Genomic DNA, 20824 nt, shown 5'->3' on the forward strand with positions numbered 1-20824 from the left:
ACCCAACCAGAAACAGGGTCACATTAACCATTATTTTATATTATGCTTTGATAGTTTCTTTTAACCTGCATCCCATTCCTGAAGCCAGTGCGTATAAATAAGCAGCAATAGCTTTAGGTTTTCCGCTCTCTTTCTTAAAGTTCCATACATCATTCATAAATAATGGAAAGTTTTTACTGTTGAGCTGATCAAAGGCTACAGAAATTGTTGGCGACAACGAATGTGCTGTATGCCAGATCCCAAATGGGATGTATAAAGTTTCTCCGGCGCTTACTTTAAAACTAATAGGTGTAGCATGTTTAAACTCAGGATGTTTTTCAAAATCAGGATTAAAGACGTTAACATCAGAACGCCATTGATTTTTTTCCGTGGCGTATAAGAATTTCTCCTGCCCCCGTGGAAAAACAGTAAATTGTTTCTCACCGTACAATTGATTGATAATCCATGCACTCAGGTGATAATAATCCTTATGTACATAAGGGAATTTACCACCGGGCCCACCTACGAAAAGTTCGACAATACCTCCCCAGTTTCCGCGTTTAAAGGCTTTATCCTCCAACCAGTTTGGTTTCGCGTAACCAAGATTAATTGGTAAGAGCAAATCCAGCATTTCAGGAATTTCTTTACTGATATTAAAAGTAAGCGGATAAGGAGCCAGTTTCTCTTCAGAACTTTGCTCAGCAAGATCCATTACCTCTGTCATTGTATAGGGTTTCCCCGTTTCCTTATTGGCAACATCACTTTGTTTGTCAGGATAATTTTCACGGAACCAATCAGGAGTGAATAATCCATTTGCTTTCCAAACTTTCGTCGCATCGGTAAAAATCACAGGAATACCCGGATTATGGTGTTCTTCCATAAACTCCTCATAACTGATGCCTGACTTTCGTTGAATTTCCATAAAGAACTGAGCTTTTAATCAGTAACAAATTACTGTATAAAAATCATCATTTACAAATAGACAAAATTCCTGTTGCAGTGGACATATCTATTCGTAAATGGCAAAACTATATATAAAAATTCGACTATTTCCAACCCATCCCACATCAAATAAACGGCTGTACTCATAAATAATGGGTACAGCCGTTTATCAGAATTTAATTTTAAAAGTCAATTTTGACTATGGCTTTTTTTGCACTGTTATTGCAATCCATTCCCAGCTCATTTTGGCTGCAGCATAAACACTGCCACTAACTATCTCTATGGTTTTAGCTGGTGCGAACAAAAACGTTGAGGATCCGCCACCACTTTTAAAACCAACAGTAGCAGTATTAAAACTAAAAGTTTTGGACATCACTGTCCCTTTCCCTGCCTTTTCAATAAATTGGCCAGGTTCAATCAAAAGCTTATCATTACTAAATAATGCAATTCTTTTATCAGCTGGGTAGTTCATTTTCTTTTTTAATAAACTAAACAATGATATAATTTGGTTATCAACTTTAGAATTTATGAAGTCTTCACCACTAAAAGAAAAATCTTCCATTTTCTGTCTTAAAGCACCCGGTAAAAAACCAAATGCAGCATCAGCATTTAATACATCTCCGACTCTTAATGTCAGATACTCTTCATCCCCAAAATTAATATTAAGTTTATTGGCAAGCATTTTACCTGCTACTGAGAATGGATCCTGAACTACTGGTTTACCTGGAACAGATATTTTTTGGACATCAACTTTTATCACCATTGGTGTCCAACCCAAACGCATTTCATCTTTATAATCTCCTGCACTCCAATATTTTACAAATCCAATCCATCTAGGTTGCTGAACTACAGCCCTCACACCGACAGAAGAGAACACTATCCAGTTTTTAGAATAAAAATTCACCTTCAACCTGTTATTTGTAGCTCCAGAAGTCCAATACTTATAGTGTGGGTCACCAAAAATACCCTGAAAAAATTTTCCTACAATAGTATGCTTACTATTGAAATCATATGCATCCATATTAGAAAATGGAGTGCTTACAACACCCCTTGGTGGCCTCGGTTCGGTTGGATCGCCACCTCCACCCGGTGGTCTTGGATTCGAAGGCTCTCCACCATTACGTCCTCCACCTCTTGATGAGCTAGGTTGATCTGCACCAGAGTTTGTAGTTCCGCCTCCACGACGGCTAGAGCTTCCTGTATTAAAATCACCCCTACCAACGGTGTAAGTAGTAATATCAGTACTATAATCAGCATTTGTCTGAGAAGGAGCACTTGGGTTTACTCTAGTACTTCCATTAAGATTTCCATAAGTGTTCAAAACATAAATATCTTCTGCAAGTTTATAGAGCCCACGCTGCTCATCAACGACCTGTAAAGCAGACTGATATTGAGGAAGTAACATTCCATCACCGTCAACCATTCCCTTCATGGTATTCAGACTGCTTTCTGTAACTGCAAAAGTACCAGCCTTTGTGACTTTGTAAATTGTATTTTCAACCTGTAATTCTCCCTTATCATTTACTACTGAGCAAATAATGGATCTTCAATTAAGCTATCTAAATCTACCTCATTTTGTTCACCTACGCTATTGGTTTGGGCTGATTTCATCATTACAGGAGTAGCCATTACATTTTCTCTCCATTTCGCATAAGAAACAAAATTAGATCTTACTGATTGAGCAATTTCCTGGACAATGGCAGTTCCTAAAGTATCTGCAAGACCTTTATTCATCAGTGCCTCAAATGCTTCTTGTGTTGCGAATGTTAATCTTCCATCATTAACAGCCATCCCATTCGCTGAAAAGGCATTTACAGACTTAGTTCTCTTTTCATCTGAAGAAGTTATTGTTTCTTGCTTCTTACACCCCGCAATTATCGAAAATTGCAGAATAAACAAATAAAGTATCCTTTTTTTCATATATAATTATTTTGCCGCAAAATTATATATAAAAACAACTAAAAATTTAAATTATTAAATAATAATTACAACAAATCGAACTGTAAAGAATTAAAATCACAAAACTGTTAACGTACAAGTAAATACGATTCAGGAGATTCAACTTCTTTAGAAATGCTAAAGGCGGCTTTAAAACTGCCTTTAGCATTATTTTCAACTGTATACTATAAATTACAATGCGTAATCAGGGTATAAAAATTTAAACCCTACAAGGTCACCAGCAGACAAAGCAGTTCTTTGTGCGCTGAAAGTAGATCCGTCAAGTTTTGTAATTGTTGGTTGTCCATTACTCGAAAAAGCGCTTGAAGGATACATCATAATAGATCCAAAGTCAAATGCGCCAGTTTGACCACCAGTATAACCTCGGTCTTCCCAGGTATCAAAATTATGTTCAAGACCAGCTTCGATATTATCCTTGTTAATAATTACATAGTCATCGCGGTCAGTTCTGCTTTGCTCATGAAGTAATCCTAAAGCATGTCCTATTTCATGTATAGCGTTCCCCGTTGAGCAGCCAGATCCCAGATTTAGCTTTTGAGCTCCTCCAGCCATTCCTAAGGCAGAAGAACAGCCAGCCAGATCCACACAACAAACCTGATATAGTTTGCCTGGGTAGTCCTTTGTGTAAATGTTAATTTAGTTTTTGCTTTCCAATGCGCTATTGCATCCGTAATTCTTGCTTGATTTGGCACATTTGCATCAATTGAATAATAAACAATACCATTTGTCCATCTTTTGCTTAAATAATCAATAAACGTACTTTCAGTAGCCGTTCCCGTTGGATCATATTTGTGTTTAAGATAAGCAACCTGATTATTGCTTAATAGAATATCACCTCCAAGAACAAATTGACCATTTTTTTTTTGTGAGCTGAATGGTTTTACTTCCACTGCCAAACGTAACTGCTACACCTTTAATTTCTGGAGAAGCCTGTTCTACGGCACAATGGCATTCATCAGCTTTTACATCCGCGGATTGTGCACTCTGCTCATTTTGTTTTTTACATGCACTGGTTAATGCCGCAAAGGCAAATGCAATTAATAAGGCTTTGTTTTTCATCGGTTTTAGGTTTTTAGGTAAAAAAAATTTATTACATAGACGTTTAATAAACTTAGTAGTTTTCAATAAAAACTACTAAGAGTTATTGATAATGGTAATAAAAAGATATTCTATTGTCAATAAATGGTACACAATAGTTGATAATAAATACCGCGGCTATTAAAATCGATTAATAACTATCAACTTTAGATCAATAACATTATATTTACTTATAGATAGATAAAACCTAACCTGACTTTTAAGGTGAAGGGGTTAAAACTTGTTAAATTAATTTACCTTTAAAAAGTTGGCAATACATTTGCTAACTAAACAAGAAACACACAAATATGAAAAAAAAATACATACTATTACTCTTATCAATAACGGCGATCGGATTGTCTTCTTGTAAAAAGGAAAACATTGTACAACAACCACTAACTAACAGAACCATTCTAGCAGATATTTTTGCTAAAGACTGGACAATTACTTCTGATGGCCGCTCTTATTTTAAAGAGATTGCGCTTCCAGAAAACGATGCCTTTAATAAAAATGGGGCTGTTGTTGTTGGAATGGCCTTTGACGATCCTGGTGCTTTTGAAGGATTACCTCACGTTTTCAGTGGTCGTACATACAGATATGTCGCTCAGGTAGGAAAGATAACTTTTTATGTTAATGATGCGAATGGTGGTGTTGTTGCTAAACCTGACTATGATGTAACAGTAAAAATCACATTAGTAGACGGAGAGCTAATTCCATAAAATATTACTTTAAAACTCAAGAAAACGACCAATGTTCGCCTGAACGTGGTCGTTTTTTTTTTATGCTCTCCCCTGTTCAGCTGTATCGCCCTGATAATTACACCATTTCTTTCCAGCAGCAGCTCTTCATAAAAACCTTTATAGTAAACATCCTTCACTTCATACCGTTTACTATTCCAGCCACCCTTTAGCTCTACCCATTCAGGATAAAAAACCACAGACTGACCTTTTGCATGAAGTCCTAATTTCAGTGCATCCTCCGGCTTCAAGACAACAGCATTACCCAATATAGCTGCGCAGTATAAATATGTTCAGGATGATTATAAACATGGGCTGGCCTTCCCTTTTGGATCAGCGTACCATCTTTCATCAGCAATAATTCATCAGCCAGAAACAAGCCATCAGCAGGATCATGTGATACGATGATAACAGTCACCCCCGTTTCAGCAGCAATACGCTTAATATCAGCACGAAGCTGATTTTTCAGCAATGCGTCTACCTGACTAAATGGCTCATCCAGCAACAATACACTGGTGTCCGTAACCAAAGCTCTCGCAATAGCCACACGCTGCTGTTCGCCCCCGCTTAGTTCAGTTATCTTTTTATTTCGCAAATGATCAATATGCAAATGCTGCATCATATTGACTGTCTTCTCTTCCTTCGCTTTTACATTCGTATTAGAAAGGACAGAAGCGATATTATCATAGACTTTCGCGTAGATATTCAGTGAAAAATCCTGAGTCACAATTTGCATTTCCTTGTGTCCGGGAATAAGCTGTTCATGTGTGGCCCCAGGACACGTTTACCATTAAACAAGACTTCCCCCTCATCAACCTTCAGTAAACCGAATATAGACTTTAACAGCGTAGATTTCCCACTTCCGCTTTCGCCGATTACCGCAATAATATCCCCTCGTTTAATGTCAAAACTGATATTTCTGATTCCTGAAGCCTGTTCAGTCTGATATTGTTTAGTTAGCTGCCTAACGCTGATAATATTTTCGTCCACAGTGTAAAGATACGGTTCAGAGGCAAATTATCTAATAACAGTGCTGAATTGAATTCGATATGACATAAAAATGCCCCAGAAAGTTTGTCTAACTTTTTGGGGCATTCAACAATCTAATTAGTGAATTCCGAATGTAATCCCGAAAGCCATATTTTTAAGCCCTTTCTGTGCCTCAGTATCAAACATATCATTAAAATAATATTTAGTAAACAAACCTATCCCTGCATACCCCACTCTGACTGTGCCACCTAAACGCACCTTTTGGAAATCATAATCATTTTTGAATTTCTGTTTACCACGCTCCTCACTAATCTGTTTAACCTTTCCATTCAGCAGAAAACTAACCTCCGGCCCAACCACAAAATAGAATCTTTTCCCCCTTTGATTTTCTTTAGTCCTGAACTCAAAAAAATTCAATGGAATATGCACATAGCTGCTTGAAAACCTGTTTTTACTAAAATCAATTGGTTCTTCTATATAAGTAAGATCCGGTGTATTCTTCTGAATAGTAATATTCCTTTCCAGGCGTATCAGCGTCCAGTCAAAACCTGCCGCTGCATATACCCTGAAATTAGGATTAAAGCGGTAACCAAAATACATCAGATCAAATGATACCGTACTTGTTTTAATCCCCCTATAATTCAAAAAATCATTTTTAGGAGAAAGCTTAAAGCTTCCATTGTCAATTAACCTTGAAAAACCAATATCAAGCCTTGTAAAAGTAAGACCATATCCAAAGCGTCCCGTAGGAGCAGATACATTCTTAACACTATCCTCACTACGTCCAAAAGATACATCTAAATTGTATTTCCGTCCTTTTGAGCTCGTTTTAACAATCGTAGTATCCATAACATCATTTTGTGCACTCACCGTCAGAGAAGCCGTCCCAATAACTCCGGTAAGCATTAAAATTCTTAGTAAATTATTCTTCATATAATCATTTCTATTCGCGTCTCTTAATTATTCTCATTTATAGCTATCAACTGATTACCCAGACTATTAACATACATATTACACAAATAATTTATTAGTCCCGCTAATCTTTCTTAACTACAAACAACAGTTAAAACCTCATTCTGTTTCTTACCGCTAAATTTAATCATTCTCACATTTAATGCTATCAGAGAAAAATCATCTTCCTCCCTATCAATAGCCAACCAGACAATTTTGTGAAATCATACACTAACAGGCTCCCCCACACCTATTTTTCTCCTATAGGTTTCTTCCTATAAGCTCCCTAACATAAATCACTCTGCACCATGCTATCCGCCAACAAACAAACCCACCAAACAAGCAAATTATCGCCGGTAAACCGCCTAAACAGCAGGATCTCCCTTTAGAGAAATAAAAAAAGCCTTGAGTAGTTTTCTGACATTGTTCGCTTTTCGCGAACGTCAGAAGAAAACTACTCAAGGCTTTTTTATTTCCTTTAACCTGATACTACTCCCCGCGTTTCTGGCGATAATTCTTGTACAACTTAACCGCTGTCATTATCCCCCCCAGAAAACACGATCAGTCCGATCAACCCATAAACCCAGTCAACCGCACTTTTCAGTACTACCGTAAACACGATTGCTACTAACAATACCGTAGCAACCTCATTCCATAACCTCAGTTTAAAAGAACTCAGTTTAAAAACCCCGTTCTTCATCTGTTTCATTATCCGCTGACATATAAAATGATAAACCAGCAATAACAAAACAAAACCAAGCTTAACATGCAACCACGGCGTACTTAGCAATCCTGGCCGGATACAAATCATTCCTATCCCTGCAAGAACAGCAAAAGTCATCATTGCCGGATTAGTAATAATATGCCACAGCTTATATTCTATCTTAATAAACTCCTTTTGAAGAATCTCTTTTTCCTGAGCAGGGCGGTCATTCGCTTCCGTATGGTAAATAAACAGACGTACACTATAAAACAATCCTGCCATCCAGCTCACCACAAAGATGATATGGACAGAAAGTACATATGGATAATAATGGTCCATTAATAGCGGAATTCTTTAATGAAATCAATTGCATATTTCACGTTATCAAACGGAATATCAGGCATGATACCATGACCCAAATTAAATATAAATCCGTTCTCACCGCGCATACGCTCAAACAATTGCAAAATATGTTTTTTAATAACCGGCTTATCAGCATATAAAATATGCGGATCAAGGTTTCCCTGAACCGCGATACCAGCTGGCAAAGCTTGTTTAATATTCAATAAATCAGCATTCCAGTCTACAGAAATCACATCTGGTTTTGCAGTAGCCATGATAGGTGCAAACACAGAACTTCCTTTACAGAAAGAAATCACAGGGATATCTTTTCTGTTCAGATTAGCAATGATCTCCTGAATATAACGGTGAGAGAATTCCTGGTAATCGTTCCATGACAAAGCCATAGCCCAGCTATCAAAAATCTGTATCGCATTTACACCAGCAGCAATTTGCAGGTTCAGGTAATCAGCAGTTACTTTAGCAATTTTAGCCAGCAATCTATGAGCAACCTCAGGATGATTATGCATCAATAATTTTGTAAGCTTGAAATCTTTCGATGAAGCACCTTCAACAAGGTAACTCATTACCGTAAACGGAGCACCAGCAAAACCGATTAGCGGGATACTACCATTTAAGCGCTGTTGAATTACTTTAATCGCATCAGCAACATATTCCAGTTGATCCAGACAATCAACATTTAAATTCTCTACATCTTTCAATGTACGTACAGGATTTGCAAAACGTGGCCCTACACCTTGCGTAAAGCTAAGGTCACCACCCATTGCTTCACCAGTAAACCAATATATCACAAAACAAAATAGCAGCATCAATACCCAATAAATCTACAGGTAACATCGTTACATCAGCAGCAATTTCAGGCGTTTTGCACATTTCAAGGAATGAATACTTGTTTTTAATCTCCCAATATTCCGGCATGAAACGACCAGCCTGACGCATCATCCATACGGGTGGGCGTTCAGTTTGTTTTGACCATGCTGCATCTAAAAATAAAGTGTTCATCTAATGTTAATTTGTTGGTAAGCTATTCGCTTCTTTTTCTATTTTATTAATTATCTCTTTCGTTCTTTCCGTATTTGCAAGATCCTTTGCTTTATCAGCGTAGGCCAGTGCCCTTACTTTATCTTTTTTGCGCAGTGCAAGGTTAGCCAGATGTATCAATACAAAAGACTTATCACTTTTTGTACCCAGGGGGAAACGGCTTGCTACCTGAAAATGGTATTCCGCAGCCTGATAATCCTCTTTTTTAAGCGCAATATTGGCAATCATAAATTCATAGTAACCACGTCTGTTTTTGGCCAGACGATCCGGATTTGGCACTTCAGCCAATAATCGTTCAGCTTTATCGTAATCACCATCTTTAAAAGCTTTGGAAGCAATTAAGATGGAGCTGCTTTTGAAATGGCTCCAGATGACGAATCCGACCATTAAACCTAAAATCACTGCCAGCTGAAGCTGGTCATAAAAAAGGCACACTCCAGCGGCAATAACAAAAATTGCCATCAGAGCATACCTGCCTTTTGCGTTATACATTAGTTATGAATGTCCGTAAATTTATAGCCTACACCACGAATTGAGTGGAAGTAAACCGGGTTTTTCTGATCTGGTTCGAAATACTTACGGAAAGTAAGAATGAAGTTATCAATTGTACGTGTCGAAGGATAAACATCATAATTCCAGACAGTCTCCAGAATCTGTTCCCTTGAAACCGCTTCATTTTTACGTTCAATCAGTAATTTAAGCAGCATCGTTTCTTTTTTAGTTAAAGGAACGATTACACCATCATCCTGTTTCAATTCAAATGAATTAAAATAGATAGTTTTTTCACCGATTTTATAAGAATTCAATTCCTTTAAATCGTCAGATTTCATACTGCGTTTAACCAGGATACCAACTCTTAAGATTAGCTCTTCTAAGTTGAAAGGTTTAACCAGGTAATCATCAGCACCCTTTTTAAGGCCCATTACACGGTCTTCACTTGTGTTTTTAGCTGTTAAAAATAAGATAGGCACTTCAGTATTTTCCAAACGTATAGTTTCACAAACCTGGAAACCATCCATTTCAGGAAGCATCACATCCAGAATGATCAGGTTAAAACGTTCTTCTTTGAAAATCTTCAAAGCCGTTTTACCATCCTTTACTGCATGGACTTTGTAACCTTCTAATTCAAGGTTTAATTTTATAGCATCTAATAAGTGGTCTTCATCTTCGACCAATAAAATTCTTAATTTCTGTTGCATAATGATCAACTAAATGTGATTTCAAAAATCGTACCCTGCGGCACATTGTCTCTGACGCTGATATCAGCATCATGTTTTTGCAAAACTTCTTTGACTATAAACAATCCCAGTCCCGTTCCTTTCGCTTTCCTTGTATTTTCTTCACCAACGCGGTAAAACTTATCAAATATGAGCATTTTTTCCGCATCCGGAATACCAGGCCCTCTATCAGAAACACTCAGGAAAGGATGTCCATCACGCATTCCCAGTTCAACACCCACTTCAGCGCATGGGCCAGAATATTTCACCGCATTTTCTACCAGGTTAGTCACTACAGAAGAAAGGGTAAAAGGATCTCCCATAACTTTCACATTCGGCTGGATTACAGGATTAATCACCTGTTCACATCCGCAAGAATGAATTTGCAACCTGTCAGTTATTTTGGTAACCAGTTCTGAAAAATCAAACTCTTCCTTAGGGAAGGAATACGAGCGGTTTTCAATTTTTGTAGCCAGCAGCATATTTTCAACCAGATCATCCAGACGTTCAATATCCTTTAATGAATTGTTCAGTAAAGACATTTGACGCGCTTTATCCAGATCACGTTTCACAATAGTTTGAAGCGACAATTTGATCGCTGCCAATGGCGATTTCAATTCATGCGTAACAGATAACAGGAAATTTTGCTGCTGCTCTCTCAACAGGTCTTCTTTTTTGATCGATTGATGCAGGAAATATGCACCTACACACAAAAGGAACAAAAAAACAGATCCCTCTCCCATGACCATAGCCATTCTGGAAGGCTGGAGTTTAACGACAAGCGTTCCCCAGGAGATCAGCTGTACCAGTGAGTACAGCAACATGAAATAAAATATGATAATTGATTTCTTCAAAATTCCTATTCTCTTAGAACCGCTTAAATCAAACAGTTCTTAAATATACGTTAATTTACTTATTCCTAAAAACAATGTCCAATGCTTCCAGAATCGCTCTTTTAGCCTTTTCCAATTCGATTTTCGTGTGCGCAGCAGAAACGAATCCTACCTCATAAAAGAAGGGCCCAAATAAATCCCCCTGTTTAACAATTCACGGTGCATGATCTTGAATTTCTCCATACTAGCCGGATCAATATCTTCTGCGCATTGTATTTTATCCTTGTCTGTAAAAGCAAACCAGAAGATAGAACCTACGTGAAACACTTTGAATTTATAACTTCTTGCCGTAGCAAAACGTTGAATACCCTCAGCAAATTCCGTTGCTTTTGCATTCAGTTCTTTATAGAAACCTGATTTTAACAGTTCAGTCAGCTGAGCAATACCCGCAGCCATTGCTACAGGGTTTCCTGATAAAGTACCAGCCTGGTAAACACCACCATCAGGAGAGATATGTCCCATGATTTCTGCCGATGCACCATACATACCTACCGGTAAACCACCTCCTAATATCTTACCATAGGTAACAATATCTGGTTTAGCGTTATAATAGCCCGCAGCACCTTCAAAACCTAAACGGAAACCTGTAATTACTTCATCGAAAATCAGCAATGTACCCTTGTCCTTACAGATTTTCTGAAGGAATTCAATATAAGCAGGGTCCTGCATCAGTAATCCATTATTTGCAGGAATCCCTTCAATAATAACTGCTGCCAGCTGATCTTTAAACTGAGCAAAAGCCTGTGTTAAAGCTTCCGTGTCATTTAAAGGAATAACGATTGTTTCTTCAGCAAAAGATTTAGGTACACCCAAAGATGAAGTTTCACCAAAAGTAACCAGACCTGAACCAGCTTTTACCAATAGTGAATCACTGTGACCATGATAACAACCTTCAAATTTCAGGATCTTATCTCTTTTGGTATAACCACGTGCCAGACGAATAGCAGACATAACTGCTTCCGTACCAGAACTCGTAAAACGAATTTTCTCTACGTGTTTGTTATTTTTGATAATCAGTTCTGCAAGTTCATTTTCCAAAGCAGTCGGAGCACCGAAACTCATCCCATTCTGCATGGTTTCAATCACTTTTTCTCTTACTTTAGTTGGATTGTGACCTAAATCAAAAGGTCCCCAGCTACCGCAAAAATCAATGAATTGATTTCCATCGGCATCCCAGACAAAACATCCATCACCTTTTTGAATGAATAGTGGCGTTCCGTAAACAGACTTAAACGCTCTTACCGGTGAATTTACACCACCAGGGAAATAGGTTTTTGCCTTTTCATACAGCTCTTTGGATTTCTCTCTTGAAATATCTGGTTTACTTCCAGTATTTACAGGCATATCTCCTTCGTTGCCGGAAAACATCTTTTTTAACGATTCTAACATATTACATCCAGTTCTTTTTTCTACAATATCTCTTATATGGTAAGTGGTAATTATGCTTGCTCCTGCACGTGCAAAGGCATACATAGTTTCCATTACTATCTTTTGTTCATCAATCCAGCCATTTTGCGCAGCTGCTTTGACCATTGCATATTCTCCTGATACATTATAGCAGGCAATAGGCAAATCAGTATTTTGTTTAAGGTTATGAATTACATCCATGTAAGCTAATGCTGGCTTCACCACCACACAACACATCAGCTCCTTCACTCTGATCAAGCAATGCCTCACGTAAAGCCTCCTCAGGATTCCTGAAATCCATCTGATAAGCTTTCCTGTCACCTTTACCTGGTGCACAGTCAGCAGCCTCTCTGAACGGCCCGTAATAAGCGGAAGCAAATTTAGTCGCATGCGACATGATTGCTGCATTTACATAACCATTCTGATCCAGTAAGTTTCTCATTGCACCGATACGGCCATCCATCATATCAGAAGGTGCTAACATATCAGCTCCAGCCTGTACATGCGTCAGTGCCATTTTAGCAATAACTTCTACTGTTTCATCATTTTGTACGTAATCATCCTTCAAAATCCCACAATGACCATGCGTTGTATAGGAACAAACGCAAACATCAGTAACTATATATAAATCGTCACCAAAATTCTTCTTTAATTCGCGAACAGCAGTGGGAACCAGTGAATGATCATGGTATGCAGAACGTGCATCATCAGATTTTTCATCTCCCACACCAAAAAGCATAATTTTATTTACGCCCAGCTCAAGCCCCTTTTCAACATCTCTGATTAACATATCTGTTGAAAAGTGATTTACTCCCGGCATGGAATCAATACCATGTTTCACTCCGTTTCCCGGAACAATAAAATATGGATAAACAAACATGTCTTTCGACAGCTTTGTTTCGGCCATCATCTCTCTGACAATTGGGTTCTTTCTTAATCTACGTGGACGGTGCAACATAATCAACCTCTCTTTTTTTATTTAATATCTATTCCGAATACCGCTTCTGCAAGGCCAATTTCGTCAGGAGAATAAGGAAGGACGTAATCAACACCCATTTCCTCAAATTTCTTTCCTGTTGAATTTCCTATGGCGATTACCTTTTGTCCCGGATCCAGTAAGTTATCAGCAAAATAAGCTTCCACATTGGATGGGCTGGTAAATATTAATACATCAGCATAAGTATGGTCTATATTCTCTTCAATGACTGTCTCATAAATAGGCAAATCAAATCAATAATTTTGGTGTCTTCATTTAAAGATTTCTGAATACTTAACAATGAATCCTGCGCACGCGGAAATAAAACAGTCTGATTTCTAACCAGTACAGCAAAATCTTCACCTACTTCAGTGATATCACCACTTTCACCTACATAATCCGCTTTATAACCATGTTTTCTAAGTGCGTCTTCAGATCCTCTGCCTACAACACCAAATTTCGTATGTTTAGGTAATACAGGTTTCAGTTTAAAGAAGTATTCTACTCCGTTACGGCTGCTGAAAAAGATCCAGTTGATATGTTTAAGATAAAAAGGGTCCAGTACATTCACGATAGGAAAAGTACGGATCAATGATCTTCCTTCTATTTCTATATGATTAGTTTCCAGTGCTCTTCTAAAGTAATTATGCTCTCCGATTTCTCTGGAGATAAATACTCTTGCAGGTAATTTCCTGTCTTTATCAAACTTAGAGACAATCTTTTCAGCCAGTCCTTCGAGGTTTTCTACTCTAAAGAATAAACGATTAGGAAAATCATCAGCCGTTAATGCTTTTGAAGTCCACACCTCATATTGACCATTTTCCTTTTTGCAGTAACAGCCTAAAGGCATGTGACAACCACCTTCAAACAGGTTGAGTACTTTACGTTCTACACCAATTTCCTCCGCCGTATCGGCATCATGAATTCTTTGCAGGATATCAAATAATTCCTGGTCATTTTCTCTGATCTGAATGGCTAACACCCCTTGTGCTGGTGCCGGAATTAATTCAGTAGTGTCTATAACTTCCATATGAAATTCAGACAGGTCAAGATTCAAACGGTTTACACCAGCTTTTGCCAGTAAAATAGCGTCATAGTTCTCATCTCTCAATTTTTGAATACGGGTATTTACATTACCACGCAGGTCTTCAATATTAAGATCTGTTCTTAGCGCAAGCAATTGTGCTTTACGTCTGTTTGATGAAGTACCAACCTGTGCACCTGTTTTCAAAGAAAGTTTTTGCGTAAGATCTACGCAGTCTTTTAAAATCAGTAATAATTCAGAAGGATCTTCACGTTCAGAAACTGCAGCGATAGTCAACCCCGCAGGATGATTGGTCGGTAAATCTTTATGGGAATGTACAGCAATATCAATGCTGCCACTTAATAACTCTTCTTCAAGCTCTTTGGTAAAAAAACCTTTTCCTTCAAGTTTGTCCAGTCTCAGGTTTAGTATTTTATCTCCCTGGGTTTTAATGATCTTCAATTCTGCTTCAACACCAATTTCCGCAAGTTTGTCTTTTGTAAAATTGGCTTGCCACAATGCAAGATCACTGCCTCTTGTTCCGATAATAAGTTTTTTCATTGTTTTGTAGATATCGCGTATTTAGATTCGCGCAAATTTAACCTAAAAGAGTTATAGTCTTAAATAATAAACAAATAATGTATTTGTGCTGACTAATCTACCCAGGAAGGCTAGCTGTTATTAACCAGAATTTCCTTTGCCATGATCATCGGTACGCTAATAATTTCTTTTCTTTTCCATGTAATCCATCACCCTTTCAAGAACCTGTCTTGAGTTTTCGTCAAGCGTATTGATCTCCTCTGCAAAAACAATATCCAGTGCTTTACTTTTAATTGCTTTAATCTTTTGAGGAACTTCACTCATGGCAATTTCTATTTTGCGCTGGCGAAGTACGATATCAAACTCTTTAATATTCTGATCGATGATTTGCTCTGCGTTAACCAGTTCATCATAACGCTCCTGAATATTTTTACGGGCAATCTCTTTTAAAGATTCGACCTCAATATAGTTTATAGGATAGTTTTTGACAACAGAGGGTGCAGTGTCGTTTGGAATTGCAAGATCTACAATAACTTTTTTACCTGTTTCACCGTTAAGCAGTTTCTGGTAAATTTTTTCTGTGATGATTGGTTCAGTAGCACCGGTACAGGTAATGATAACATCAAATCCCTGATCGAAATTTTCCAGTGCTGTTAATGGATAAGCGGTACCATTTAAATCTTTAGCAAGAGATTCTGCTTTTTCTACCGTTCTGTTGAAGATAGAGAAATTAGAATATTTATGCTTTTTAAGGTATTGCGCTAAATTCTTATTAGTCTCGCCGGCACCTATGATCAGGATTCTTGAGCTGGCAGTTATAGTGAGGTCCCTTAATTTGCGGTAAGCTAATGATACTACCGAAACCGGGTTTTTAGAGATATTCGTATGGGTATAGACTTCCTTTGCTGTTTTAACGACCCGGTTCATGATCATTCGCATATAATCGGCTGTAAAGCCAGAAACTCGGCATGCTTCATAAGCCCGGCGTACCTGGGCAAGGATTTCTTTTTCTCCAACCACCAGACTTTCCAATGAGCAGGAAGTACGTAATAAGTGATTGAAAGCTTCCACCTGTTCATAAACAGAAACATTTTCAAGAAACCGTTCCATATAGGCTTCTGGAAGCCCCATGTCCAATACAGTCAGGAAACGAAGGATAAATTCACGATCTAATTCGTGTGCAGTGGAAAAAAAAAAACAAACTCAACGCGATTACATGTACCGATATAAAAAATTTCTTTTACATCCAGTTCATCTTGGATATTCTTCAGTCTGTCATCCAGTGTCTGCTCACAGATAACTAATTTCCCTAAAGACTTTAAGTCAATTTGTTTATGAGTGAAAGCAAGTATCTTTAAATATTCCAATTTGGGTTTGTGTTGTTTTATTAGTGGAAACAAAAGTAACAAGCCAACCCTTAGTGTCTGTCATTATGCTGTAATTAAGAGCAATTTAGAACGATTTTAAATTAAATAACAACCAGACTAAACAAGGGATCGTTATGTTTGTTAATACAGGTAACCAGCTATAAAAGAAAGTTATGATTAAAAAAGAGCAATTTATTTTGTCCGGTTCCAAAGATAAAACCATTTCCGGAGACCTCACATATGACGATAAACACACCGATCAACCCTGCATTTTGTTTGTTCATGGCTTCAAAGGATTTAAAGATTGGGGTTCACATAACCTCGTGCTTCTTCTTTTTTTGCAACAAATGGATATCGTTATTTTAAATTCAACCTAAGCCACAGCGGTGTTACGGCACAACAACCTGATGACGTGACCGATCCAGAAGCTTTTGCGGCAAATACAGTGAGTATGGAATTAAGGGACGTGGATACTGCGATTAATTACATCGCCCACACCTACCCCTTAAGCCCTATATATCTGATTGGTCATAGCCGTGGAGGCGCATTAGCTATACTTAGAGGTGCAGCCGATGATCGGATTCACAAAATCATAACCTGGTCAGCAATATCAGATTTCAGTTCCCTATGGAAAAAGGAACAAGAGGAAGAATGGTTGACCTCAGGCAGAATTTTCGTGGAAAATGCCAGAACCAAAGAGAAGATGCCATTAAACAGCACCCTTTTAGAAGATTTCAATGCAAATAAAGACGAATTCGATATTCTTCATGCCGCAGCAAAGATTAAAATCCCCTGGCTGATTTTGCATGGCGATGACGATATCAATGTGAAATTTAGTGTTGCACAGCAATTGGCTCAGGCACAGCCAAAGGCTCAATTACAAAAAATCAAAGGAGCTAATCATGTTTATGGAGCTAACCATCCTTATGAAGAAAAGAATTTACCAGCTCAGCTATTGGAAGTCTGCGAAAAAAGTCTTGCCTTTATCAAAAGCCCTAACCTATAATTTAAATAGGTTAGGGCTTTAGCACATTTAAGGCTTATTTAAAAACGATAAGGCTTTATCTATATTATTTAACTTCTGTCCAGTTGCCATCTTCTTTGATCAGTTCAATCAGATCATCCAGTGCAAAGGCAGAGCTTTTTTTTTTTCACCACTTCTTTACCGCGATACAAAGTAATTTTGTCCGGGCCTGTACCTACATAACCATAATCAGCATCAGCCATTTCACCTGGTCCATTTACAATACAACCCATAATACCAATCTTAATCCCTTTCAAATGATCAGTTCTTGAGCGAATAAGCTGTGTTGTTTCCTGCAAAAAAAAAAAAGCGTTCTGCCGCAGCTTGGACAAGAAATATATTCAGTCTTGGAAATTCTGGTTCTTGTCGCCTGTAAAATCCCAAAACTTGTAGAATTCATGATCGGAAGCCCCACAGTTATTGGTGCATCAATCCACACCCCGTCACCAAAGCCATCCGTAAATAAAGCTCCTAAATCCGTAGCAGCATATAATTGCAGGTCATCCGCACTAATTGCAGCATACGACCTCTTAATAATCACAGGAATTTGATTTTCACTTTGAAGCAGGGCGACAAAAAAGTCCCTTTGCTCCATCATCCCCTGCTCAGAAGAAGTTTCCAGCACGAGCACAACTGTTTCATCCAATAAAGATAACAGTACTTTGCTATAAGATTTTGCATTTACACTTACCAGGTTCAGGATAGGATCCTTCTGCGTAGTCGCAGCATAATCCTCTAACCGAATTAACGGATGACAATTATTTTTATCCTTTAGTCCTGCCCACGTTCTGTAATTATAAATCGGCGCAGATTGCCCGGAAAAGAGAAAGAAGGCAGTGCATCCCCTAAATAAACTAAATCACAAGCCTGATCAGCCATATTATATTTATCCAGGCCCGCACTATATTTATAACCTACTTCAGTTAAGAAATAAGGATCTTTTAAATTCTTTGAAGACACGTCCAGCATAACTACCGGATGATGATGCCCCCCAATATGCTGAACAGGCTTAGTTACCCTGCGGCTATATCCATAAGGATTATAAGGTAAATCCCGGATTTCAATCCGTTCATTTGTCACTAAAGGAAGTTCTCTCTTTACATAACGGTCAGCCAGAGCTTTTGCTACCGGAGCTTCAAATTCAGGATCTTCCGTTAAAGAAACCCTGATCGTATCCCCTAACCCATCCTCCAGTAAAGTACCGATACCAACCGCAGATTTGATCCTTCCATCCTCACCATCACCCGCTTCAGTAACCCCAAGGTGAAGCGGATAATTCATCCCTTCCTTCACCATAGTTTCTACTAGCAAAAACGATAAGCCTGAACCATCACCTGCGTATTACTCGCCTTCATGGAAATCACCAGGTTATAATAATTCAGATCTTCACAGATCCTCATAAATTCCATAGCCGATTCGACCATCCCGCGTGGAGTATCCCCATACTGGCTCATAATCCTGTCTGATAGAGAACCATGATTGGTACCTATACGCATGGCAGTACCATACTCCTTACATATTTTCACAAGTGGTGAAAACTTCTTATAAATACGATCCAGTTCAGCCTGATAAGCCTGCTGTGTATATTCTATATTTTCAAAACGCTTTTTATCCGCATAATTACCCGGATTAACCCTTACCTTTTCGACAATACGGGCGGCAGCTTCCGCGGCATTGGGTGTAAAATGTATATCAGCCACTAAAGGCACATTATATCCCCTAAACCGTAACTCCTTCTTAATATTGGCGAGATTCTCAGCTTCCTTCATGCTCGGTGCAGTAATCCTTACGTACTCACATCCCGACTCCACCATTCTGATTCTGATCGTCTGTTCAACCGTTCCGATTGTATCCATCGTATCGGTAGTCGTCATCGACTGTATCCTGATCGGATTTATTCCACCCATAGGAATATCCCCTATAGAAACCTCACGTGTTAAGAACCTGGAATACTGATTTAAATGATTACAATAACCACCGGCTAACTCTTTTTGTGCTGATACGTTTTCCATACTGATACAAAGATAAAGATTATGTTTTGTATGTGAATTGAGATAATCGTCAAATTAATCCTCAAGTACTGTCAGCGAGCAGTTGTCTAAAAAAACATGTCGGTTTTAAGCTGTCCTTAACAAGTCTGATTGTGGTCGGGTTGACATCTATGTTGGCAAGGGGTTGGTAAGGCCAATCGCCCTTCCAACCCCTTACCAACATAGCCCGCTTACCCATGTTAACCTATATCTTAACTTAAGCGTCGTCAACAAGCAATCCTTAAGGCGTCGTCAACCAAGCAACCCTTAAAGCGTCGTCAACAAGCAATCCTTAAAGCGTCGCCAACCAAGCAATCCTTAAAGCGTCGCCAACCAAGCAACCCTTAAAGCGTCGCCAACCAAGCAATCCTTAAAGCGTCGCCAACCAAGCAACCCTTAAAGCGTCGCCAACCAAGCAACCCTTAAAGCGTCGCCAACCAAGCAACCCTTAAAGCGTCGCCAACCAAGCAACCCTTAAAGCGTCGTCAACAAGCAATCCTTAAAGCGTCGCCAACCAAGCAATCCTTAAAGCGTCGCCAACCAAGCAACCCTTAAAGCGTCGTCAACAAGCAATCCTTAAAGCGTCGTCAACCAAACAATCCTTAAAACGTCGCCAACAAGCAATCCTTAAAGCGTCGTCAACAAGCAATCCTTAAAGCGTCGTCAACCAAACAATCCTTAAAACGTCGTCAACAAGCAATCCTTAAAGCGTCGTCAACCAAACAATCCTTAAAACGTCGCCAACAAACAATCCTTAAAGCGTCGTCAACCAAGCAATCCTTAAAGCGTCATCAATCAACAATAACTCATCTATACATCTAACCAGCAAACCAAACGAACATGCTCTTGTCAGCATATACATTAGCCATCAAACCGGCCAGATGTAGAAAAATAAAAAAGGTATGCTGTATTTCGGCCATTGTTCATTCCTTCAAATGAACGCGGGCCGAAATACAGCATACCTTTTTTATTTTATATTAGACGGTCCTTGATGACTAATGTCCCCGCTGCAACATCATGGAGGCACTGTTGTTTCTTGTTCAGAAAGCTATACAAATATCCCATGAAAACCGGAGCAACAGACAAAACCTTCGCTATATTTCTCAAAAAAGAAGTTTTGCCCCCTATTCTGTTCCCGCCCATATCCGTCACTTTTATCGCCAAAAATCTTTTACCAATTGTCCCTTGCTTTTCAGAGGCCTCAGCGAAAACACCGTAAATAAACTTTAGCACAGGAATCACAGGCAGAAAAGCCAATGCAGTTCCTATCCTTCCCATTTGATCTTGATGAAAAAAGCAAAACTCATCAGTATAAGCACTGTATATATCAAAAGTAAAATGAAGTAATCAATCATAGAAGCCAGTAAGCGCTGATCGAAAGATGCAAAATACTGAGGTGCAGTCTTTTCATAGCTAAAACCAAAAAGCGCACGGAGTTCAGGGAACTCGTGCGCTTCTTTATAATCGTCCATACCGGGTTTCCTGATAAAGGTTCCCGCTACAATATTCATAGTCTTTAAATGTTCAAAATCGTATGGACCTTCCGGCTTGCCATTTATAACGACTGTATAGCTAATCTCTTTTTCAGGTTCCAATAGTTATTAATA

General features: G+C 38.5%; 22 protein-coding genes and 5 pseudogenes. 3 read left to right on the forward strand and 24 right to left on the reverse strand.

Annotated elements, in window-relative coordinates; all coding sequences use genetic code 11:
- Positions 1-40: 40 nt before the first annotated feature.
- The 6 genes from ACWYN3_RS21705 to ACWYN3_RS21730 all read right to left on the reverse strand — a co-directional run bounded on the left by ACWYN3_RS21705 (position 41) and on the right by ACWYN3_RS21730 (position 4005).
- Positions 41-901: a cupin-like domain-containing protein gene (locus ACWYN3_RS21705; protein WP_456216306.1), complete on the reverse strand. Its 861-nt coding sequence runs from the start codon at positions 899-901 to the stop codon at positions 41-43.
- Positions 902-1120: 219 nt separating this feature from the next.
- Positions 1121-2353 carry a hypothetical protein gene (locus tag ACWYN3_RS21710; RefSeq protein WP_456216307.1) on the reverse strand — a complete coding sequence of 411 codons (1233 nt, stop codon included), beginning with the start codon at positions 2351-2353 and terminating at the stop codon, positions 1121-1123.
- 92 nt (positions 2354-2445) lie between these two features.
- Positions 2446-2841, reverse strand: coding sequence for a hypothetical protein (locus ACWYN3_RS21715; RefSeq protein ID WP_456216308.1), 396 nt, complete (start codon positions 2839-2841; stop codon positions 2446-2448).
- A 210-nt stretch (positions 2842-3051) separates the two neighbouring features.
- The gene (locus tag ACWYN3_RS21720) at positions 3052-3432 is read right to left on the reverse strand and encodes a M12 family metallopeptidase (protein ID WP_456216309.1); all 381 of its coding nucleotides are present in this window, start codon (positions 3430-3432) and stop codon (positions 3052-3054) included.
- A gap of 2 nt (positions 3433-3434) precedes the next feature.
- Positions 3435-3776, reverse strand: a complete 342-nt coding sequence (locus ACWYN3_RS21725; RefSeq protein WP_456216310.1) for a hypothetical protein — start codon at positions 3774-3776, stop codon at positions 3435-3437.
- The gene (locus tag ACWYN3_RS21730; RefSeq protein WP_456216311.1) at positions 3712-4005 is read right to left on the reverse strand and encodes a hypothetical protein; all 294 of its coding nucleotides are present in this window, start codon (positions 4003-4005) and stop codon (positions 3712-3714) included. Before ACWYN3_RS21730 ends, ACWYN3_RS21725 begins: the two co-directional genes overlap by 65 nt.
- Before the next feature lie 260 nt (positions 4006-4265).
- Here ACWYN3_RS21730 and ACWYN3_RS21735 point away from each other — a divergent pair, with 260 nt between their 5' ends.
- Positions 4266-4676, forward strand: a complete 411-nt coding sequence (locus ACWYN3_RS21735; RefSeq protein ID WP_456216312.1) for a hypothetical protein — start codon at positions 4266-4268, stop codon at positions 4674-4676.
- Here ACWYN3_RS21735 and ACWYN3_RS21740 read toward each other — a convergent pair.
- The 15 genes and pseudogenes from ACWYN3_RS21740 to ACWYN3_RS21810 form a co-directional block, all read right to left on the reverse strand.
- Positions 4625-4963 (reverse strand): hypothetical protein, encoded by a 339-nt coding sequence (locus ACWYN3_RS21740; protein WP_456216313.1) that lies wholly within the window; start codon positions 4961-4963, stop codon positions 4625-4627. The two genes, ACWYN3_RS21735 and ACWYN3_RS21740, sit on opposite strands and share 52 nt — an antisense overlap.
- A complete protein-coding gene (locus tag ACWYN3_RS21745) occupies positions 4942-5430 on the reverse strand; it encodes an ATP-binding cassette domain-containing protein (protein ID WP_456216314.1) in 489 nt (162 codons plus the stop codon). The genes ACWYN3_RS21740 and ACWYN3_RS21745 overlap by 22 nt, the downstream gene beginning before the upstream one ends.
- On the reverse strand, positions 5418-5684 hold the full coding sequence (locus ACWYN3_RS21750) for an ATP-binding cassette domain-containing protein (RefSeq protein WP_456216315.1): 267 nt from the start codon (positions 5682-5684) through the stop codon (positions 5418-5420). The genes ACWYN3_RS21745 and ACWYN3_RS21750 overlap by 13 nt, the downstream gene beginning before the upstream one ends.
- 117 nt (positions 5685-5801) lie before the next feature.
- The gene (locus ACWYN3_RS21755) at positions 5802-6617 is read right to left on the reverse strand and encodes an outer membrane beta-barrel protein (RefSeq protein WP_456216316.1); all 816 of its coding nucleotides are present in this window, start codon (positions 6615-6617) and stop codon (positions 5802-5804) included.
- Between the two features lie 544 nt (positions 6618-7161).
- A complete protein-coding gene (locus ACWYN3_RS21760) occupies positions 7162-7677 on the reverse strand; it encodes a CopD family protein (RefSeq protein WP_456216317.1) in 516 nt (171 codons plus the stop codon).
- Positions 7677-8700 (reverse strand): annotated as a pseudogene (gene hemE / locus ACWYN3_RS21765) (uroporphyrinogen decarboxylase). Before hemE ends, ACWYN3_RS21760 begins: the two are co-directional and overlap by 1 nt.
- A 6-nt stretch (positions 8701-8706) precedes the next feature.
- Positions 8707-9201, reverse strand: coding sequence for a tetratricopeptide repeat protein (locus ACWYN3_RS21770; protein ID WP_456216318.1), 495 nt, complete (start codon positions 9199-9201; stop codon positions 8707-8709).
- Positions 9202-9230: 29 nt separating this feature from the next.
- Entirely contained in the window at positions 9231-9938 is a 708-nt protein-coding gene (locus ACWYN3_RS21775; protein ID WP_041887337.1) for a response regulator transcription factor, read from the reverse strand.
- Between the two features lie 5 nt (positions 9939-9943).
- Positions 9944-10810: a sensor histidine kinase gene (locus tag ACWYN3_RS21780; protein WP_456216319.1), complete on the reverse strand. Its 867-nt coding sequence runs from the start codon at positions 10808-10810 to the stop codon at positions 9944-9946.
- 55 nt (positions 10811-10865) lie between these two features.
- A pseudogene (gene hemL, locus ACWYN3_RS21785) lies at positions 10866-12238 on the reverse strand (glutamate-1-semialdehyde 2,1-aminomutase).
- Between the two features lie 81 nt (positions 12239-12319).
- Positions 12320-12493: pseudogene (locus tag ACWYN3_RS21790) on the reverse strand (porphobilinogen synthase); the annotation flags it as partial.
- The gene (gene hemB / locus ACWYN3_RS21795) at positions 12441-13166 is read right to left on the reverse strand and encodes a porphobilinogen synthase (protein WP_456216320.1); all 726 of its coding nucleotides are present in this window, start codon (positions 13164-13166) and stop codon (positions 12441-12443) included. The gene hemB and the pseudogene ACWYN3_RS21790, both read right to left, overlap by 53 nt.
- A gap of 65 nt (positions 13167-13231) precedes the next feature.
- A pseudogene (gene hemC / locus ACWYN3_RS21800) lies at positions 13232-14817 on the reverse strand (hydroxymethylbilane synthase).
- Between the two features lie 156 nt (positions 14818-14973).
- Positions 14974-15927 (reverse strand): glutamyl-tRNA reductase, encoded by a 954-nt coding sequence (gene hemA / locus ACWYN3_RS21805; RefSeq protein WP_456216321.1) that lies wholly within the window; start codon positions 15925-15927, stop codon positions 14974-14976.
- Between the two features lie 38 nt (positions 15928-15965).
- A complete protein-coding gene (locus ACWYN3_RS21810) occupies positions 15966-16205 on the reverse strand; it encodes a hypothetical protein (protein ID WP_456216322.1) in 240 nt (79 codons plus the stop codon).
- Positions 16206-16336: 131 nt separating this feature from the next.
- On the opposite strand from ACWYN3_RS21810, the gene ACWYN3_RS21815 reads away from it, so the two are divergent.
- Both ACWYN3_RS21815 and ACWYN3_RS21820 read left to right on the forward strand, forming a co-directional pair.
- Positions 16337-16540, forward strand: a complete 204-nt coding sequence (locus ACWYN3_RS21815) for a hypothetical protein (RefSeq protein ID WP_456216323.1) — start codon at positions 16337-16339, stop codon at positions 16538-16540.
- A 35-nt stretch (positions 16541-16575) separates the two neighbouring features.
- Positions 16576-17169: an alpha/beta hydrolase family protein gene (locus ACWYN3_RS21820; RefSeq protein WP_456216324.1), complete on the forward strand. Its 594-nt coding sequence runs from the start codon at positions 16576-16578 to the stop codon at positions 17167-17169.
- 64 nt (positions 17170-17233) lie between these two features.
- Here ACWYN3_RS21820 and ispG read toward each other — a convergent pair.
- The 3 genes and pseudogenes from ispG to ACWYN3_RS21835 all read right to left on the reverse strand — a co-directional run bounded on the left by ispG (position 17234) and on the right by ACWYN3_RS21835 (position 20812).
- A pseudogene (gene ispG / locus ACWYN3_RS21825) lies at positions 17234-19199 on the reverse strand ((E)-4-hydroxy-3-methylbut-2-enyl-diphosphate synthase).
- Between the two features lie 990 nt (positions 19200-20189).
- Entirely contained in the window at positions 20190-20495 is a 306-nt protein-coding gene (locus ACWYN3_RS21830) for an RDD family protein (protein WP_456216325.1), read from the reverse strand.
- Positions 20483-20812: an RDD family protein gene (locus ACWYN3_RS21835; protein WP_456216326.1), complete on the reverse strand. Its 330-nt coding sequence runs from the start codon at positions 20810-20812 to the stop codon at positions 20483-20485. Before ACWYN3_RS21835 ends, ACWYN3_RS21830 begins: the two co-directional genes overlap by 13 nt.
- Positions 20813-20824: the final 12 nt, after the last annotated feature.

The organism is Pedobacter sp. NJ-S-72, from assembly GCF_053890575.1.

What these genes read in the sequence shown, in the direction of transcription:
- ACWYN3_RS21705 (WP_456216306.1), bottom strand. Translation starts at nt 901, where the DNA reads ATGGAAATTCAACGAAAGTCAGGCATCAGTTATGAGGAGTTTATGGAA.
- ACWYN3_RS21710 (WP_456216307.1), bottom strand. Translation starts at nt 2,353, where the DNA reads ATGAAGGGAATGGTTGACGGTGATGGAATGTTACTTCCTCAATATCAG.
- ACWYN3_RS21715 (WP_456216308.1), bottom strand. Translation starts at nt 2,841, where the DNA reads ATGAAAAAAAGGATACTTTATTTGTTTATTCTGCAATTTTCGATAATT.
- ACWYN3_RS21720 (WP_456216309.1), bottom strand. Translation starts at nt 3,432, where the DNA reads ATGGCTGGAGGAGCTCAAAAGCTAAATCTGGGATCTGGCTGCTCAACG.
- ACWYN3_RS21735 (WP_456216312.1), top strand. Translation starts at nt 4,266, where the DNA reads ATGAAAAAAAAATACATACTATTACTCTTATCAATAACGGCGATCGGA.
- ACWYN3_RS21745 (WP_456216314.1), bottom strand. Translation starts at nt 5,430, where the DNA reads ATGCAAATTGTGACTCAGGATTTTTCACTGAATATCTACGCGAAAGTC.
- ACWYN3_RS21755 (WP_456216316.1), bottom strand. Translation starts at nt 6,617, where the DNA reads ATGAAGAATAATTTACTAAGAATTTTAATGCTTACCGGAGTTATTGGG.
- ACWYN3_RS21760 (WP_456216317.1), bottom strand. Translation starts at nt 7,677, where the DNA reads ATGGACCATTATTATCCATATGTACTTTCTGTCCATATCATCTTTGTG.
- ACWYN3_RS21770 (WP_456216318.1), bottom strand. Translation starts at nt 9,201, where the DNA reads ATGGCAATTTTTGTTATTGCCGCTGGAGTGTGCCTTTTTTATGACCAG.
- ACWYN3_RS21775 (WP_041887337.1), bottom strand. Translation starts at nt 9,938, where the DNA reads ATGCAACAGAAATTAAGAATTTTATTGGTCGAAGATGAAGACCACTTA.
- hemB (WP_456216320.1), bottom strand. Translation starts at nt 13,166, where the DNA reads ATGATGGCCGAAACAAAGCTGTCGAAAGACATGTTTGTTTATCCATAT.
- hemA (WP_456216321.1), bottom strand. Translation starts at nt 15,927, where the DNA reads ATGGGGCTTCCAGAAGCCTATATGGAACGGTTTCTTGAAAATGTTTCT.
- ACWYN3_RS21815 (WP_456216323.1), top strand. Translation starts at nt 16,337, where the DNA reads ATGATTAAAAAAGAGCAATTTATTTTGTCCGGTTCCAAAGATAAAACC.
- ACWYN3_RS21830 (WP_456216325.1), bottom strand. Translation starts at nt 20,495, where the DNA reads ATGGGAAGGATAGGAACTGCATTGGCTTTTCTGCCTGTGATTCCTGTG.